The following is a 16,771-nucleotide window of genomic DNA, read 5'->3' as shown; positions in this document are numbered from 1 at the left end:
GCCCGTACCCGTAGCGGTGGAGGATTTCGACGTCCGTTCGAGGTGCCTGGGGGTGCCTTGGGGCGTATTGGAGGTGCATGGGAGGCGCCTTCGAGGTGTCGTCGAGGTTCCGGTGGTTCGTATAGTTCCGAGGATTCGGGGAGCGGAGGGTTGGAGGGGTCGGGGGGCGGAGGATTTCGACGGGTTCCAGGGTTTCGTGGAGGGAATCGCCGCCCGGAGTCAGCGGTCGGTGAGCATGCCGGTGCGCAACCGGGAAAGAATGCGGGACAGCAGCCGCGAGACGTGCATCTGGGAGACGCCGAGTTCCGCGCCGATCTCCGACTGGGTCATTTCCTGTCCGAACCGCAGCTCGATCAGCCGGCGTTCACGGTCGTCGAGCGTCTGCAGCAGAGGTGCCAGGGTGTGCAGGTCCTCGACCGTCTCCAGGCCCGGGTCGTCCTCCCCGAGGACATCTGCCAACGGGCGGCGCTGGTCGCCGGGATCGGGGTCGCTGGGGGCGTCGAGCGAGCCGGCGGTATAGCCGTTGGCGGCCACCAGACCCTCGATGACCTCCTCCTCCGACAGTTCCAGGTGGGCCGCGAGTTCGCGGACGGTGGGCTCCCGGTCGAGGTCGTTGTGCAACTGCTCCTTCGCCTTGGCCAGTTCGCTGCGCAGCTCCTGGAGCCGGCGGGGGACGTGCACCGCCCAGCCGGTGTCGCGGAAGAAACGCTTGATCTCGCCGAGGATGTAGGGGACGGCGAAGGTGGAGAATTCGACCTCACGGGCGAGGTCGAAACGGTCGATCGCCTTGATCAGCCCGATGGTGCCGACCTGGATGATGTCTTCCATGTCGTCAGCACGGCTGCGGTAGCGGCGGGCCACATAACGCACCATCGACATGTTCATCTCGATGAGCGTATTGCGCACGTATTGGTACTCGTGCGTGCCCTCTTCACATTCCTGGAGCCGCGCGAAGAACAGCTTGGAGAATTCGCGCGCATCCCTGGGAGCCACCGCGCTCGGGCACGGCACCTCCGGCAGATCAGCGGTCAGTTCGGTGTGCTGCTCGGTCGCGGTGTCATTCACGACGGTGGTCATCACGCCTTCCTGCGCGCCCGACACGCTCGGGCGCCGCAGCGGCCGCCTACCCGGAGGAACAAGAGTCATGCGTCCTCGCTCTGTATATGGCGGGCCGTCATACGCCAGGGACGCGCGGCACGGAGACCGCGGATCGGGCATGCGTGCCAACGGCATGGGAGGCCCGGACCACAACCAGCCGACCGGCCGGTCGGCTGGTTGTGGTCCGGTCCTCCTGGGCCCTGTGGGGGCCGTGCCGGGGCCTTGCGTGGGCTATGTGCGGGCCTTCGCGGGCCTTGCGGGGGCCATGTGCCAGCCTTTGCGGGCCTTGCGCGGGAATATCGCCCCTCGGTTTCACGTTCTGGGCCCCAGAGGGGGCGCGCGTATCCCCTACGGGATCTGTTCGCACACCCCCTACGGGTCCGTCCTTCCCCCAACCCGCCGTCCTCGCATTGCCCAGCGCCCCGGCCATCCCCCCGGGGCATCCCTCCACGGCCATCCCTCCCGGGGTCATCCCACCCCCCCGGCCATCCGGCCGTCAGGGCCAGGCCGTCAGGGTTCAGGCCGCAGAGGTCAAGCCGCTTGTGTGAGTTCGGCGCGGCCGAAGAGGAGTGCGTACCCGGAGGGGAGCTGGGCGAGTACGCGGGTGAGGAGTTCGGGGCCGGCGAGCTGGGCGACGGTGGTGAGGACCGCGCCGGCGTCCCAGCGGGTGGTGGCCGCGGTGCCGCCGGTGCGGGCGGCGAGCTCCTTCACGAAGCCCCAGCCGGTGAGGCGCTCGCTGTCGGGGCAGGGGATCTCGGAGGTGAACGCCAGCGCCGCCTCGACGGGCATCCGGGCCGTGAGTTCGACGCGTTCGTCGCCGACCAGCTGCCGGCCGAGCGCCGCCAGCACGGCGCGTACGACTTCCTCCGCTCGTTCCCGGGTGGGGTACGCCCCTTCGTACCGGACCCGTTCCAGCATCTGGTCGAACGTCATACCCGGTGCGGGCCGGCCTGTGGGCCGACCGGTTTCAGGCGCAGGCTGGGTGAACATCGGTTACGCGGTCGCCTTTCTCGTCACTCGTCATTCGGTCAACGGAGTTCCTGGTCGGTGACGTGACCGGCCCGCCGGGGACCAGCCACGGCACGGTGGCACGGCCGAGCGAATCGTGAGCGCCGGTCGAAGCGCGCGCGGCGATCAAGCGCGCGCCGTTCGAAGCGCGCGCGTCGGTCGAACCGTGCGCGCCGGTCAGTCACGTCATTCGTGCCGGTCAGTCACGTCATTCGTGCCGGTCGGTCACATCGTCCGTGCCGGTCGAATCAACTGGTGGCGCGCTGCTGGGCCGTTGCGCCCCCGCCGACGGTGATCTTGCGGGGTTCGGTGCGTTCGGTGACCGGGATGCGCAGGGTCAGCACGCCGGCGTCGTAATCGGCGGTGATGTGCTCGGTGTCGAGCGCGTCGCCCAGGACGATCTGCCGGGAGAAGACGCCCAACGGGCGCTCGCTCAGGTGCATCTGCACGTCGTCCGCCTCGGGGGCCGGCCGGCGTTCGGCCTTGACGGTCAGCACGTTCCGCTGGATGTCGATGTCGATCGCGTCGGGGGAGACGCCCGGCAGATCGAGCGCGATCACCAATTCCCCGCCCGCGCGGTAGGCGTCCATCGGTATCGGGGCGGGCCTCGACCAGGTGCCGGAAACGCCCAGCGACGCCTGGGTGAACCGGTCGAGAGGGCGGAACGGGTCGGTGCGCATCAACATCGTGAAACACCTCCAGTGGCTTCGGGCGGCAGTGCCTGCCAATGCGCTTCACCTGCCCCAGTTGTAGCATGTCATCGAACCGTTGACAAATAATCTGTCGTCGAACGGGTGACAGTCGCCACGAGACGATGCCCCTCCACGGCTCCGATCGATGGCTCCGATCCGCGGCTCCGGTCCCGGCTCCCCTCCACGGCTCCGACGCGCGCCCCCCTCCCCGGCTCCGATCCGCAATTCCCGCTTCCCGCTTCCCGTTTCCCGCCCCGTCCATCACTCGCGAGGGTGAGAAGGCGATCCACCCGCTTCCCGGCAACTGGCGTCCCGTGCAACGGGGCAGGCTCACGGGCGGAGCCTTCGAGCGGCGACACGCCGGGCCGGCGACCGGCGCGCGGAAGGTCGGCGTGCGCCGGCAGTGAGCCTCGGCGGCGAGGCCTGAGAGGGGTCAACTCCCTCTTTCTGTACGGGAGTTCGGTTTCGCTCGCACTGGAGTGCGTGCGACGTCCACTCAAGGAGGTGGCGCGGGGTAGCGAAACCTCGAAGTAGGTCCGAACCCCACCCCCGCAACAACTAGCGTGCGTGCTCCGTGAACTGCCAACGGCCGATCCGGAGGGCGCCAATGCCTACCGCATTCCCCCAGGGGACCCAGACGTCCCAGGAGGCTCCAAGATCCCCAGGGACCCAGGGTTCCTCAGGGCCCGCCCCCGCCCCCGTACCCGTGGCCGCTCCGGCACCCGCCGCCGCCCGGCGCCGCGACCGCGAGGGCGGACGGCACGGCCGGGCCTCCTTCCCGGAGTCGGCCGCCGATTCGGCGATACGGTCCCGCCTGGTCCGGCTCGCCGCCGTACCGTGCCTGCTCGTCGCCGTCATCTGCACCGCGGTCGCCGCCTTCGTCGTCCAGGCCGGCGGCGCGCGGCTCACCGGACGTGAATGGGTGGTCCTCTCCGGCGGCCTCGTCGTGGTCTGCGTCATCGTGCTCACCGCGGGCGCCGCCGCCAATGCCGAGGCCCGCGCCGCCGTCGCCCGCTACGCCCGGCTGCGCCAGGTCTGCGCCCGCAGCCAGTCCGACCTCTACGACCTGCTGGACCGGGTCCGCCAGGGCGAATGGCTCCCGCGCCGGGAACCCGAGAGCGGCCCCGAGCCCACCGGCGACACCCTCGACCTGCTCGCCCACGAGGTCGCCGCCGCCGGCCGGGCCGCCGAGTCCGCGGTCATCGACGCGGTCGCCATCGCCCGCAGCAACGCCAGCGGCAGCGAGCAGAAGGTCGAGGTCTTCGTCAACCTCGCCCGCCGGCTGCAGTCCCTCGTGCACCGTGAGATCGAGCTGCTCGACGAACTGGAGAACCAGGTCGAGGACCCCGACCTGCTCAAGGGCCTCTTCCACGTCGACCACCTCGCCACCCGCATCCGCCGGCACGCCGAGAACCTCGCCGTCCTCGGCGGTGCCATCTCGCGCCGCCAGTGGAGCCGCCCGGTCTCCATGACCGAGGTGCTCCGCTCCTCGATCGCCGAGGTCGAGCAGTACCCCCGGATCAAGCTCGTGCCGCCGATCGAGGGCACCCTGCGCGGCCACGCCGTCGCCGACGTCATCCACCTGCTCGCCGAACTCGTCGAGAACGCCACCATCTACTCCGCCCCGCAGACCCCCGTCCTGCTGCGCGCCCAACTCGTCACCGCCGGCCTCGCGGTCGAGGTCGAGGACCGCGGCCTGGGCATGTCGGTGGACGAGCAGACCCGGATGAACGCCCTCCTCTCCGACCCCGACCACATCGACGTGGCCGAGCTGCTGAGCGACGGCCGTATCGGGCTCTTCGTGGTCTCCTCACTGGCCCGGCGGCACGGCATCGTCGTCCGGCTGCAGAGCAACATCTACGGCGGCGTTCAGGCCGTGCTGATCGTCCCGCAGGCGCTGCTCGGCGCCGAATCCGCCGACGAGGCCGACGGCGCCGACGGTCAGCGCGCCGCCGTCTCACCGGACAGTGACCCCGCCCGCGACCACGGGGGCTCCGACATCTACGTCAGCTTCGACAGCTACGAACGCGACGGGGACACGGAGGACGCGGCGGACGGCGGCCGGGACGGCGGATTCGACCGTTACGACCGCCACGACACCCACGCCCGCCACGACACCCATGCCCCCCACGACACTCACGAGCCCCACGACACTCACGACCCCCACGCCCGTCCGGACACCGTCGACGCGGGCCCCCGGACCGTGACCATCCCCGCCCCCTCACCCGACCCGGACTCGCCCGCCGCCCGCCGCCGGCTGGTGCACGCCGGGGACGGCCCCACCCCCGACCTGCCCCGCCCCGAGACGACCGTCCCCGAACGGCACACCGTCACCCCCTCCCTCGACGGCGGACCCGCCGAACGGCTCGCCGCCCCCGGCCCGGTGATCCTCCCGCCCGCACCGGCCCCCGTGGACAACAGCGCCCGCCCACGGCTGCCCCGCCGCCGCAAGCAGACCCATCTCGTCCCCGAGCTGCGCGGCGACCCGATCCTGCCGTCCGCCGCCCGCCGCGATGGCCCCGAGCCCGAGCACGACCCCGGCCTGATGGCCGCCTTCCGGCGCGGATTCAGCCTCGCCGACGACAGCTACGCCGACACCAACGGCACCGCCCCGGACCTGCGTGACGGCGCCGGCAACCCGGGCGGCAACGACCTGCACCACGACCGTGACCACGACGCCCCGATGGCGCGCCCCCGAGGAGACGACCGCAACCATGGTGAGTGATGTGCGTACGCAGGCGCATTTGCAGCGGCAGGCAGGCCAACAGACCGATCTGTCCTGGCTGCTGACCGGGCTGGTACAGCGCGTACCGCACGCCCGCAGCGCGCTCCTGCTCTCCTCGGACGGCCTGGTCAAGGCAGCCCACGGCTTCGAACCGGACAGCGCCGACCACATGGCCGCCCTGGCCTCCGGCCTCTACTCCCTGGCCCGCAGCGCCGGGGCGCGCTTCGGTGACGGCGACAACGTCCTGCAGGTCGTCGTCGAGCTCGAATCCAGCTTCCTGTTCGTCTCCACCGCCGGATCGGGCGCCTGCCTGGCGGTGCTCGCCGGCCGCGAGGCCGATGTGGCGGTGCTGGGCTACGAGATGTCGATGCTGGTCAAGAGCGTCCGGCCGTACCTGTCCACCCCCGCGCGCCATCAGGCGTCCGCGGGCGGTCGTTGACCGTGACCGTGCGCCGGCAGTGGCGGGGCGGGGAACCGTGGTACGACGACGCGGCGGGCCGGCTGGTCCGTCCGTACACCGTCAGCAACGGCCGGACCCGTCCCACGGCGCACTTCGACCTGCTGACCATGGTGATGGCCACCGGCCGGAAGCCCGTCGCGTGCCAGGGCCCCGACTACGCCCAGGTGCTCGGGCTGTGCGGCGGGCCGGTCTCGGTCGCCGAGATCGCCGCGCACATACGGCTGCCCGCCGTGGTCACCAAAGTGCTCCTCGCCGACCTCGTCGACTGTGGGGCGCTCACCGCGCGGGCCCCCGCCGCCGTTTCGGCCGGGCCCGCCTCCCGTACCGACCGAGCCCTGCTGGAGGCGGTGCTGAATGGACTTCGCAAACGACTGTGACCCCCGCGCCCAGGGGGACGACGTGCCCGACCTCTTCCCGACCGCGCTCAAGATCCTGGTCGCCGGCGGCTTCGGGGTCGGCAAGACGACCTTCGTCGGGGCGGTGAGCGAGATCGAGCCGCTCAGCACGGAAGAGCTGCTCACCCAGATCAGCGTCGACACCGACGACCTGGCGGGCGTCGAGGACAAGAACACCACCACCGTCGCCATGGACTTCGGGCGGATCACCCTCAGCCCCGCCCACATGCTGTACCTCTTCGGGACGCCGGGCCAGCAGCGCTTCTGGTTCATGTGGGACGAGCTGTCCAACGGTGCGCTCGGCGCGGTCATCCTCGCCGACACCCGGCGTCTGGACCAGTGCTTCGCCGCCGTGGACTTCTTCGAGCGGCGGGGCATCCAGTTCATCGTCGCGGTCAATGAGTTCGACGGCTCCTTCCACTACGAGCCGGACGAGGTCCGCTCCGCCATAGACCTCTCCCCGAACACCCCCGTCGTGCTCTGCGACGCCCGACAGTGCAGCTCGGCCACCCATGTCCTGGTTTCGCTCGTCGAGCATCTGCTCACCCCCGCCCTCGCCGCGACCCCGGAGCTGCCATGAACCACCCCGCCTCCCGCGTCCCGTACGTCTCCTACGACCCCACCCGCCATCTGCTGCTGACCCCGCAGGACGACGAGGCCCCGGCCCGCGTGGCCCGGCTGCGTGCCCTGGGGATCGGCGAATCCCCGTTGCCCGCGTTCGACGATTTCGCGCGCAAACTGGCCCGCACCACCCGGGCGCCGTATTCGATGGTCAACTTCATCGACGAGCACCGGCAGTATTTCGCCGGCCTCTACACCCCCGCCCAGGACCAGGCCGTCGAACTGGGCCCGGCGCCGGCCAGTGCCCAGCCGGGCCGGGTGATGGACCGTGACCACGGCTACTGCCCGCATGTCATCGTCCGCCGCAAGGCCCTGGTGCTGGAGGACGTCTGCGACTACCCGCGGTTCGCCGGCAACCCCGTCGTCGACGAGATCGGCATCCGCTCCTACCTCGGCGCGCCGCTGATCGACCGTACGGGGATGGCGCTGGGCACCGTGTGTGTGGTGGACCTGGAACCGCGTCCCTGGGGGAGGGAGGGGCTGGAGACCATCAAGTCGATGGCTTCCGAACTCGTCGAGCAGATCCACCGGATGGAACAGCGGCAGCAGGACAGCCTCTGACCGTTTCCCCTGATTCCCGCCCTGATCCTTTCCTTGTCCGTGCCCCGATCCTTTCCTGATCTTCCGTGCCGCGGCCCCGGCGTCCTGCCGGTGGCCGCGGCGCCGTCTCCGGGGTCCGCGCTCAGCGCAGCCGGGCGAACCAGGAGCGCTGGCGGGACGAGCCGGTGCGCTGGCCCGGCACCGTGGGCGGCGGGCCCTCACCGGCCTCGTCTTCGTCCGGCCACTCCGAAGGCGCCAGCCGCAGCTGTTCGGCGAGCCGGCTGGACCACTCGCCCCGCGCCCGGCCCAGGGCCAGTTCGCCCAGGCGCAGCAACTGGATGTCGGAGGTGCCGGCCGGCGCGAAGATGTGGTGGGCGTCCCGCAGGAAACGTTCGATCGGCCGGTCGGTGAACAGTCCGCACGCGGCATGGATCTCCATCGCGTCCCGCGCCGACTCCAGTGCCGACTCCACGTTCACCAGCTTGGCGTTCATCAACTCCGCATCGCACGGCAGCCCTTGGTCCAGCAGGTGCACGGCGTGGTACGCGGCGAGCCGGGCCAGCAGCAGCCGTGACTGGATGCGGCCGAGCTTGAGCTTGATGTTGCCGAGGTCGGCCAGCGGTTTGCCGTAACGCTGCCGGTCGGCGCAGAACTTCGTGGTCTCGTCCAGCACCGCCTGATGGATGCCGAGCGAGACGGCGGTGAGGTTGGGTCGCCCGTACAGCACGCTGGAGGAGTACGCCACGGACAGCCCGTCGCCCTCCCGGCCCAGCAGATTCGCCGCCGGGACACGGCAGTTGTCGAAGAACAGCTCGCCGAAACTGAAGCCGTGCAACCCCATCGCGGGCCGCTGGGGACCGATGCGGAACCCGGGGGCGCTGGACTCGACGAGGAAGGCGGACAGGCCCTTGGAGCCCTCGCCGGTACGCACCACGACGCCGTGCAGATCGCCGACGTGGCTGTTGCCGACGTAGGTCTTGCGGCCGTTGAGGAGGTAGTCGTCGCCGTCCCGGACCGCCGTGGACGTCATGCCCAGCACATGGCCGCCGGAGTGCGGTTCGGTCACGGCGATGGTCGGCAGGCAGTCGCCCGAGGCGATGGCCGGCAGCCAGGTCTTCTTCTGCTCCTCGTTGCCGAAGTGGATGATCTTGGCGACGCCCAGCTGGGACGCCTGCACCATGGCGCCCATCGCCGCACTGACCCGCGAGAGCTCCTCGATGATGAGGGTCTTGGCGACATGCCCGGCGCCCATCCCGCCGTACGCCCGGTGGACGGTCACGCCGATCCACCCCTGCCGGGCGATCAGACGCGAAAGGTCACGACAAACGGTACGGCTCGCCTCCATCTCCGCAATCCGGGGGCGGACCTCCCTCTCGGCGAAGTCCCGTACCCGGAGCCGGAGTGCTTCGTGCCGCTGGTCCGTGAAATGGCGATGCAAGACAAGCCCTCCTCCGCATTTTCCCCGCGCTGGTCGCACCCCGCCTCGGGACGGCGCCGGCGGCACCGTCTGCAGTGGTCGTTCCGGAAAGTGATCCGTCGCTTACCGCGTGCAATACCCGTTGGCATACCTACTCCGGCCCACCCAAAACATCAACTGGCCGGTATCACCGGGCGAGTTGGAGTGCGAAGCGCGGGCGCACCACCCCCCTGACGGCGACGGAGTGGCGCGGATTCCCGGCGTCCCGGGAAGCCGCGCCACCCCACACCACCCGACCGCCCGGCGGTGGTCGACGGGTCAGTGCGCGGAATCGCAGCAGGAGTCCCGGCGCAGCTGCCGGCCCACCTCCAGCCAGTCCGTCCCGTCCGTCCCGGCCGACCGCAGCGCCCGTCCGGCCGGTGCGGGGAAGGATTCGGTCAACTCCCGCTGGGTGACCACCCGTCCGCCGCGCAGCACCGCCGAGGTCCGCACCAGCGTGTCGAAGTCCTCGAACGGATTGCCGTCCACCACCGTCATGTCACCGAGCTTGCCGACCTCCAGCGTCCCCAGGTCCCGTTCCGCGCCGAACACCCGGGCGGGCAGCGCGGTCGCGGTGCGCAGCGTCCGGGCCACGCCCAGGCCGCCGCGGTGCAGCGCGCGCAGCGCCAGATGCAGTCCCAGTCCCACCGGCACCAGCGGCTGGTCGGTGCCCAGCGCGAGCAGCCCGCCGCCGTCCAGCACCCGCCGGTAGACCCCGGTCTCGGTCGCGATGTCGGACAGCTGGGCCGGCGTCGGCCGGTGACCGGCGTTCTCCCGCACCACCGCGGTGTCCCAGGGCGGCATCAGCCGGGTGACCCGTACGTCGTCCGCGAGCGCCGGGTCCTCGCCGAGCAGCGCCGCCGACGAGAAGGGGGTGGCGATCAGATGGAAGTCGCTGCCCGTGTAGACCTCCTCGACGTCCTGGTAGGCGTGCCCGGAGCCGGACACCGCATGTCCGAACTCCATCCGCTGGGTGGCCTGCAGATGTGTCGTCAGATCCTGTCCGAGCTGGACGCCCGGGGTGAGCAGATGGCTGCCGGCCCGCACCCCGAGCTGCCGGTGCGCGAACCGCGCCGCCTCCGCCATCACCCAGCCCGGCGCCCGGACATACGTCTTGACGACATCCCAGTCCAGCGCCGCACCGCGCTCCAGCGAGCGCCGCAGCCCCTCCCGGGTGCGGTGCGCCCGCCCCATGCTGTACGCGACCCGGCCGCCGTCCAGCAGTTCCCCGCAGGTCAGCAGCCGCGGCCCGGCCAGTGCCCCGGCCGCCACCGCCTCGCGCAGCCGCGCCTGTTCGTAGGCGAAGCCGCCGCAGGAGACCGCGGTGGTGATGCCGTACGCCAGCTGCAGCGCGGTCTGCCGGCCGCCGTAGGTGATCTGCCAGGGGTGGGTGTGCGCGTCCCACAGGCCCGGCAGCACCGTCCGCTCCGAGGCGTCCACCCGCCGGGCGGCACCGGACCGGGCGGTGCGGTGCGGGCGTACCGCGGTGATCCGCCCGTCCCGCACCACCACGTCGACGTCCTCCCGCACCGTCTCGCCGGTGCCGTCCCAGAACGTCCCCGCGTGCACGACGGTGTCCCGGGCCCGCGACCGCGTGGGGGTCAGGGACAGCGGGACCGTGCGGGCCGGGCCGCCGGACACCGGGATCAGCCGCAGCCGCCCCGCCGAGAGGTAGAGCAGCGTGCCGGAGTCCCCGGACCACGACGGATGGTCGGCGCTCTCGTCGGTGAGCTGCCGCGGCGGGCCGTCCGGCGTGCCGTCGGGCCGCACCGGCAGCACCCAGAGCGCGGACTCGGCGATCACCGCCATCCAGCGCCCGTCCGGCGACCACACCGGGCCCGAGTCGTAGCGGTCGGCGATCGAGACATGCTCGGCGACCGCGAACACCCGTTCCCGGCCGGTCCCGGTGTCGAGGACCCGGATGACGTTGTAGCCCTCGCGGAAGCGGCGGTTGAGGCGGTTGCGGTCGCAGTACGCCAGATGACGGCCGTCCGGCGACCAGCTGGGACGGCCCGGCAGCCCGCCGGCGCCCATCGGTGCGGCGAGTACGGTCTCCTGGCCGTCGGCAAGCGTCCGTACCACGAGATTTCCCGACATGTCGAGCGCGGCCAGCCGTCCGCCGTCCGGGGACAGCGCCGGCTGCACCCGGCCGCCGGTGGCCAGCACGGTCTCCTCACCGGTCGCGACCTCCCGCCGGCGCACCGCGAACAGCCCGTCCCGGTCGTCCGCGTAGAGCAGCGCCCGGCCGTCCCGCGACCAGCTCGGCGCGGACACGTACCGGGTGGCCTTGGCGCGGACGATCCGGCGCGGGGCGCCGCCACCCGAAGTCGGCGCCGTCCACAGGGAGTTGAGCGCGGCGAAGGCCACCGTGCGGCCGTCCGGGGAGAGCGCCGGGAGGTGCACCCCGCGCAGCGGTCCGGCGGCGGTCCGCTCGAAACCGTAGTCCTTGACGCGGTAGCCGGGGCGGTCCAGCGGCAGCCGCGCGGAGAACGGCACGGTCTCGGCGTGCTCCGGGGCGTCCGGCCGGACGATCCGGAACTGCCCGCCGACCGTCAGCAGCAGCTCGTCCCGGGAGATCCAGCGCGGCGGCACCGGCTCCACGTCCCCGTCCACCGCGACCACCCGGCCGTCGACCACCAGCGCGCAGGTCGGTCCCGGCCGGTCCGTGGTCCGCAGGTACGCCAGCCGGCCGGTGGCGGAGAGCGCCGGCACCAGCACCTGGGCGGCCGCCGTCTCGGTGTGCTCGGTGCGCACCGCGCCGCTGCCGTCGGCCGCCACCGAGGCCACCGTGCGCGAGACCAGCGCGGTGTCGGAGGCCGTGCCCCGGACGAAGAAGAGCCGGGCGCCGTCCGGCGACCAGCAGGGGTCGAAGTCCTCCCAGGCGCCGTCCTGGTGCGGCCCGTCCTGGCCGGGCAGCCCGGTCACCCGGGTCAGCCGGCCGGTACGCACCTCCAGCACCCATAACCGGTACGGGCTGCCGGTCACCGGATCGCCGCCGCGCTCCGAGGCGAAAGCGATCCGGGTGCCGTCCGGCGACCAGGCGGGACCGCGGTCGTCCCAGGGCCCGTCGGTGAGCTGCCGGAGGTCCGAGCCGTCGGTGGCCAGCGTCCACAGATGGAAGTTGCCGCCCCGGTAGGCGCAGACCGCGATCCGGCGGCCGTCGGGGGAGTGCACCGGACGGGTCGGCTCCAGATCGGGCGGGGTCAGTGCCACCGCCTCGCCGCCGCTTCGGGGCAGCGACCACAGGACGTTCTGCACCTCGGCGACCAGGCGGTCGCCGGCCGGGGCGAGCGAGGCCGCGCCGTTGGTGGCGGCCGTGAAGGAGAGCGCGCCGCCGGACGCACCGGCGTCCTGGGCCGCGGCGGCCGGTGCGCCGACGGCGACCCCGGCCAGGCCCGCCGTGGCGGCGGCCGACGCCGTGCCCCGCAGAAACCTGCGGCGGGAGAGCGGTAGGGCCCCAAGGGGCGAGGGAGCGGGCGCGTCGGGGGTGTTCTCGAATCCGTCCGTGGTGTCCAACGATCCTCCTGTGAACGGGAGTTGCGGCACAGGCGCCAGGAAAGAACCGGCTGATCGTGTCATGGCCCGCAGCCGCCCGGCCAACCCCGCCACGCGCGCCCCCTTGGCGCTCCCCGCCCGGGACGCGAGAGTGGACGCCGACGACTCGTCAGCCACCACCCGGCAGTCAGGAGACGACGCCATGCAGCAGGACTTCCACCAGGCCCCGGACGGCGCCCGCATCGCCACCTACACCTGGCTGCCGGAGTCCGGCCGGCCCCGGGCCCTGGTCCAGATCGCGCACGGCGCCGCGGAACACGGCCGCCGCTACGACCGCTTCGCCCGTTTCCTGACCGCTCACGGCTACGGCGTCCTCGCCTCCGACCACCGTGGCCACGGCGCCACCGCCGCCTCCACCGGCGGCCGCGGAGTGGTCGGCGAGGACTCCTGGCGCGCCATCGTCGCCGACCTCAAGGCCCTCGGCGACCACGCGGCCACCGCCCACCCCGGCACCCCGCTGGTCCTGCTCGGCCACAGCCTGGGCTCGATGCTCGCCCGCGACTACGCCCAGGAGTACGGCGCCGACCTCGCCGGGCTCATCCTCAGCGGCACCTTCCGCACGCTCCCCGGCCTGGACATCGAGGCCGCGACCGCCGAACTCGACGAGGAGATCGCCCGGCACGGCCGCACCGCGCTCTCGTCCTTCCTCCCCCGCACCTTCCGCTCGTTCAACGACGCCTTCCCGCACCGCACCGGCTACGAATGGCTCTCCCGCGACCCGGCCGAGGTGGACGCCTACGTCGCCGACGAGGACTGCGGTTTCCCGTTCTGCGCCGGCCTCACGCGGGACTGGGTACGCGCCATCCGCAAGATCAACGACCCGGCCAACCTGGCCCGGATCCCCCGCGGACTGCCCGTCCACCTCGCCGTCGGCGAGCTGGACCCCTGCCACGCCGGCCTGACACTGGTGCAGGAACTCCTGGAGGACTTCCGCTATCTCGGCATCCGCGACCTGACCTGGAAGGCCTATCCCGACGCCCGGCACGAGATCCTCAACGAGACCAACCGCGACGAGGTCCAGCACGACCTGCTGGCCTGGCTCGACAAGCACATCTGAACCGAAGATCAGGAACCGGACGGCAGGAACCCCGCGATCCGCTCCCGCAGGCCCGGCGCGTCCAGGCCGTGCGCCGCCAGGTGCTCGTCGAGCTGTCCGTACCGGCGCAGCTCCCGGCGGCCGACCCCGAGCCCCAGCACCCGGTGCGGCCGGTCGGCCAGCGCGTCATTGGCGAACCGGGTCGACGTCCCCGCCAGGTACGGCTCCACGATCACCACGTCCGCGGCGTCCGCGGCCCCGGTCGCGGCACGCAGCGCCGCGCCGTCGAAGGGCCGCACGGTCGTCGCGTAGAGCACGCCGACGTCCAGGCCCTCGGTCGCGGCGAGCACGTTGTCCAGCATCGGGCCGACCGCCACGACCACGCCCCGGCGGCCCTCCCGCAGCCGCTGGAAACGGGCGCCGTCCACCGCCCGCGGCACCTGGTTGACCTGCACCGACAGCCGTACGTACACCTTGTCGTCGCCGGCCGCCGCGGCCTGGCGGAGCAGCGTCTCGGCCTCGTCCGGGTGCCCCGGGACGTGCACGGTCCAGCCGTCGAGCGTGTCGAGCAGCGCGATGTCACCGGGCGACATGTGGGTGAAACCCCCGCTCGGCCAGTCGTACGAGCCGCCGGCGCTCACCAGCACCCCGCCCACGCCCTGGTGCCCGAGGTCCAGCTTCACCTGCTCGAAGGGGCGCTCCACCAGGAAGCTGGCGAAGGTGTGCATGATCGGGCGCAGCCCGGTGAGTGCCAGCCCGCTGCCCACACCGATCAACAGCTGCTCCCGGATGCCGACGTTCACCACCCGGTCCGGGTGCCGCCCGGCCGCCCCGGCGAATCCGTCCACGCCGATGTCGGCGAGGACGACCGCCAGCCGGGGATCGTCGTCCAGGAGTTGCGAGGTGACCGAGGCGAAGCGCTCACGCATGGTGTCCATCACGGAAGGCCTTTCTGGAAGCTCTGGTGGGGAGGGGGAAACCGGGCGGGTCAGGCGCCCTTGGGTTCGACGCGGGCGACCACGGCATGCGGACGGCCCGGGTGCGGTGCGGTGAACGCCTCGTACAGCGCCCGGTGGTCACGGCCGTCCACGGTGGCCACGGACCAGCCCGCGGTCTCGAACCGGGCGGCGATCCCGCCGCGCCAGCCGTGCGTGGCGGAGGAGTTGTCGATGACCAGGGTGTGCAGCCGGTCCAGGCCCGCGGCGCCCGCGTAGGCCAGCGCCTCGTGGTTGCTGCCCTCGTCCAGCTCGGCGTCCCCGATCAGCACCCACACGGCGGGGTCGGTCAGGCCCTGCGCCCGCAGCCCGAGGGCGGTCCCGACGGCCAGCGGCAGCCCGTGCCCCAGCGATCCACTGCCGATCTCGGCGCCGGGCACCAGCAGCCGGTCCGGGTGGTGACCGAGCGGCGAGTCGTACGAGCCGAAGCCCGGCAGCCAGTCGACGGGGAAGAAGCCCTTGGCGGCCAGTACCGCGTAGTAGGCCATCGGTCCGTGGCCCTTGGAGAGGAGGAACCGGTCCCGCTCGGGGGCGTCGGCGCGCTCCGGGGAGACCCGCAGCACCCGGTCGTAGAGCACCCACAGCGCGTCCAGCGTGGAGGTCGCGGCCGGCCCGTGCTTCTCATCCCCCGTCATCAGGCTCATCAGACCGGGCAGTTGGGCGAAACCCGTAGCCGTCGCCTGCCTCGTCTGTGTCTGTGTCTGCGTTGTCTGTGTCTGTGGTTGCGTCTGCGTGTGTGCCTGCGTCTGCGTCGTCCGCGTCATGCCACCGAGCGTGCAACCTCAAGCCCGCTTGAGGTCAAGCACCGGACCGCCGCCGTCGAACCGGAACCGTCGGAACGGTCGTCACGGCTGGGTGGTCCGGCGCGGCCGGCTTCAGACCTGCCCCGGCTTGAACACGTCCTGCTCGATGAGGAGCTTGTCGATCCGGGCCTTGTCCACCCGGTTCGTCACCTCGGCCACCTCCTGCCGGTCGCGCACGCACTTGGCCAGCGTGAACGCCGAGGACACCACGAAGATCAGCCCCAGCGCGAGGAACCCGCGCTCCCAGGGTCCCACCGGCAGCTTGAGGATCCCGATCACCAGCGCCGCCAGCGACAGCCCGAAGGAGATCGCGGCCTGCACGAAGAAGGCCGTCGTGGTCGGCCGCTGAATCGATGGAGTAGTCATGCGCGTAGCGTGGCCGCGCGGTGACACCGGCGCATGAGTACGGGTACTCATCCGGTCCGGCCCGTCGCCGTGGCGCTCCGTCGCGATATGGCAGCGGTGACCCTCTGACATGCGGTATCGTTCTCGTGCACGGCCAGCCGGGACCTCCCGGCCGGAACGGGCACCGGGACGTGGCGCAGCTTGGTAGCGCACTTGACTGGGGGTCAAGGGGTCGCAGGTTCAAATCCTGTCGTCCCGACCAGCGATTTCTCGTAGGTCGGAAGCCGTCTTCTCTTCGGAGGAGGCGGCTTTTGCGTTGCCCTGGGGAGGGTGCGGGTGCGGGGGCCCGTCGCCGGGTGATCCGGGCGATCCGTCGGGCGATCCGGATACTCGGGCCCGTCACTCAACTCCCGGTTAAGCCCGAGCGCCCTCACTGTCCGTAAGGGGACTGGTGCGGCGCGTTCCTTGCATGACAGGATGAGTGCTGTGGGCCCGGCGGCTTAACCAACCGTTGGGACGTTCGTTGGTGCTGTCGACGGGGGGACGGTAGGCATGGGCGTGGGGGGCGACGGCCGGTCCAAGGGGGCGGGCAATGTGCTCGCGGAGCGGCTCAACCACCTCTTCGCCAACATGCACCCGCCGGGTGCTCCGTACACCAACGCCTACGTCGCCGAGGAGATCAGCGCCGGGACGGAGGAGTACGGCGGGGTCCGGGTCACCGAGCAGTATCTGTCGATGCTGCGCAACGGCAAGCGGACGAATCCGAGCCCGGAGCTGCTCCGCGCGCTGGCCAAGTTCTTTGCGGTGCCGGTGGGTTACCTGCTCGGGGACCTCTCCCAGCCGCAGGCCGCGCGGGTGGAGGAAGAGGTGCGGTTCCTCGCCGCGATGCGGGACCAGCGCGTCCGGGCCATCGCGCTGCGCTCCGTCGGGCTGCCGCCGGAGGTGCAGGACAGCCTGACCACGATCATCTCGCAGTTCCGGCAGCAGATGAACCTGCCGACCGACCCGCCGGAGCAGGGCGGTGACCGGCGTGGTGAGTGAC

15 protein-coding genes and 1 tRNA gene are annotated in these 16,771 nt (G+C 72.0%); 8 read left to right on the top strand and 8 right to left on the bottom strand.

Annotation, left to right across the window (positions count from 1 at the left end; genetic code table 11):
• Window positions 1-219 precede the first annotated feature (219 nt).
• The 3 genes from ACFV1J_RS26330 to ACFV1J_RS26320 all read right to left on the bottom strand — a co-directional run bounded on the left by ACFV1J_RS26330 (window position 220) and on the right by ACFV1J_RS26320 (window position 2,792).
• Entirely contained in the window at window positions 220-1,077 is an 858-nt protein-coding gene (locus tag ACFV1J_RS26330; protein ID WP_385861946.1) for an RNA polymerase sigma factor SigF, read from the bottom strand.
• Window positions 1,078-1,629: 552 nt separating this feature from the next.
• On the bottom strand, window positions 1,630-2,031 hold the full coding sequence (locus ACFV1J_RS26325; protein WP_385861943.1) for a DUF2267 domain-containing protein: 402 nt from the start codon (window positions 2,029-2,031) through the stop codon (window positions 1,630-1,632).
• Window positions 2,032-2,354: 323 nt separating this feature from the next.
• Window positions 2,355-2,792 carry an Hsp20/alpha crystallin family protein gene (locus tag ACFV1J_RS26320; RefSeq protein ID WP_385861942.1) on the bottom strand — a complete coding sequence of 146 codons (438 nt, stop codon included), beginning with the start codon at window positions 2,790-2,792 and terminating at the stop codon, window positions 2,355-2,357.
• 712 nt (window positions 2,793-3,504) lie between these two features.
• Here ACFV1J_RS26320 and ACFV1J_RS26315 point away from each other — a divergent pair.
• Genes ACFV1J_RS26315 through ACFV1J_RS26295 form a run of 5 tightly spaced genes read left to right on the top strand, consistent with a single transcriptional unit; the run spans window position 3,505 to window position 7,560 of the window.
• Window positions 3,505-5,523, top strand: coding sequence for a sensor histidine kinase (locus ACFV1J_RS26315; RefSeq protein WP_385861940.1), 2,019 nt, complete (start codon window positions 3,505-3,507; stop codon window positions 5,521-5,523).
• On the top strand, window positions 5,513-5,962 hold the full coding sequence (locus tag ACFV1J_RS26310; RefSeq protein WP_385861939.1) for a roadblock/LC7 domain-containing protein: 450 nt from the start codon (window positions 5,513-5,515) through the stop codon (window positions 5,960-5,962). The genes ACFV1J_RS26315 and ACFV1J_RS26310 overlap by 11 nt, the downstream gene beginning before the upstream one ends.
• A gap of 2 nt (window positions 5,963-5,964) precedes the next feature.
• Complete coding sequence (locus tag ACFV1J_RS26305) at window positions 5,965-6,360, top strand: DUF742 domain-containing protein (RefSeq protein ID WP_385861938.1); 396 nt, start codon at window positions 5,965-5,967, stop codon at window positions 6,358-6,360.
• Window positions 6,338-6,958 (top strand): ATP/GTP-binding protein, encoded by a 621-nt coding sequence (locus ACFV1J_RS26300; protein ID WP_385861936.1) that lies wholly within the window; start codon window positions 6,338-6,340, stop codon window positions 6,956-6,958. Before ACFV1J_RS26305 ends, ACFV1J_RS26300 begins: the two co-directional genes overlap by 23 nt.
• Window positions 6,955-7,560 (top strand): GAF domain-containing protein, encoded by a 606-nt coding sequence (locus tag ACFV1J_RS26295; RefSeq protein WP_385861934.1) that lies wholly within the window; start codon window positions 6,955-6,957, stop codon window positions 7,558-7,560. Before ACFV1J_RS26300 ends, ACFV1J_RS26295 begins: the two co-directional genes overlap by 4 nt.
• Window positions 7,561-7,681: 121 nt before the next feature.
• Here the strand turns inward: ACFV1J_RS26295 and ACFV1J_RS26290 are convergent, their stop codons facing one another.
• Window positions 7,682-8,977 (bottom strand): acyl-CoA dehydrogenase family protein, encoded by a 1,296-nt coding sequence (locus tag ACFV1J_RS26290; protein ID WP_385861932.1) that lies wholly within the window; start codon window positions 8,975-8,977, stop codon window positions 7,682-7,684.
• 297 nt (window positions 8,978-9,274) lie between these two features.
• On the bottom strand, window positions 9,275-12,511 hold the full coding sequence (locus tag ACFV1J_RS26285) for an amidohydrolase family protein (RefSeq protein ID WP_385861929.1): 3,237 nt from the start codon (window positions 12,509-12,511) through the stop codon (window positions 9,275-9,277).
• A 181-nt stretch (window positions 12,512-12,692) separates the two neighbouring features.
• Here ACFV1J_RS26285 and ACFV1J_RS26280 point away from each other — a divergent pair, with 181 nt between their 5' ends.
• A complete protein-coding gene (locus ACFV1J_RS26280) occupies window positions 12,693-13,607 on the top strand; it encodes an alpha/beta fold hydrolase (protein WP_385862012.1) in 915 nt (304 codons plus the stop codon).
• A gap of 8 nt (window positions 13,608-13,615) precedes the next feature.
• Here the strand turns inward: ACFV1J_RS26280 and ACFV1J_RS26275 are convergent, their stop codons facing one another.
• The 3 genes from ACFV1J_RS26275 to ACFV1J_RS26265 form a co-directional block, all read right to left on the bottom strand.
• Window positions 13,616-14,524, bottom strand: a complete 909-nt coding sequence (locus ACFV1J_RS26275) for a transketolase family protein (RefSeq protein ID WP_385861926.1) — start codon at window positions 14,522-14,524, stop codon at window positions 13,616-13,618.
• 50 nt (window positions 14,525-14,574) lie between these two features.
• A complete protein-coding gene (locus ACFV1J_RS26270; protein ID WP_385862011.1) occupies window positions 14,575-15,225 on the bottom strand; it encodes a transketolase in 651 nt (216 codons plus the stop codon).
• A 231-nt stretch (window positions 15,226-15,456) separates the two neighbouring features.
• Entirely contained in the window at window positions 15,457-15,750 is a 294-nt protein-coding gene (locus tag ACFV1J_RS26265; protein WP_030415232.1) for a YiaA/YiaB family inner membrane protein, read from the bottom strand.
• Window positions 15,751-15,914: 164 nt separating this feature from the next.
• On the opposite strand from ACFV1J_RS26265, the gene ACFV1J_RS26260 reads away from it, so the two are divergent.
• Together ACFV1J_RS26260 and ACFV1J_RS26255 are read left to right on the top strand one after the other, a co-directional pair.
• Window positions 15,915-15,991: transfer RNA gene (locus tag ACFV1J_RS26260), tRNA-Pro, on the top strand.
• Between the two features lie 290 nt (window positions 15,992-16,281).
• Window positions 16,282-16,770 (top strand): helix-turn-helix domain-containing protein, encoded by a 489-nt coding sequence (locus ACFV1J_RS26255; RefSeq protein ID WP_385861924.1) that lies wholly within the window; start codon window positions 16,282-16,284, stop codon window positions 16,768-16,770.
• Window position 16,771: the final 1 nt, after the last annotated feature.

The organism is Streptomyces sp. NPDC059649 (assembly GCF_042734445.1).
Taxonomy (GTDB): Bacteria; Actinomycetota; Actinomycetes; order Streptomycetales; family Streptomycetaceae; genus Streptomyces.
Note: the sequence above shows the minus strand (reverse complement) of the source record. Positions and strands in the feature narration are given on the sequence as shown.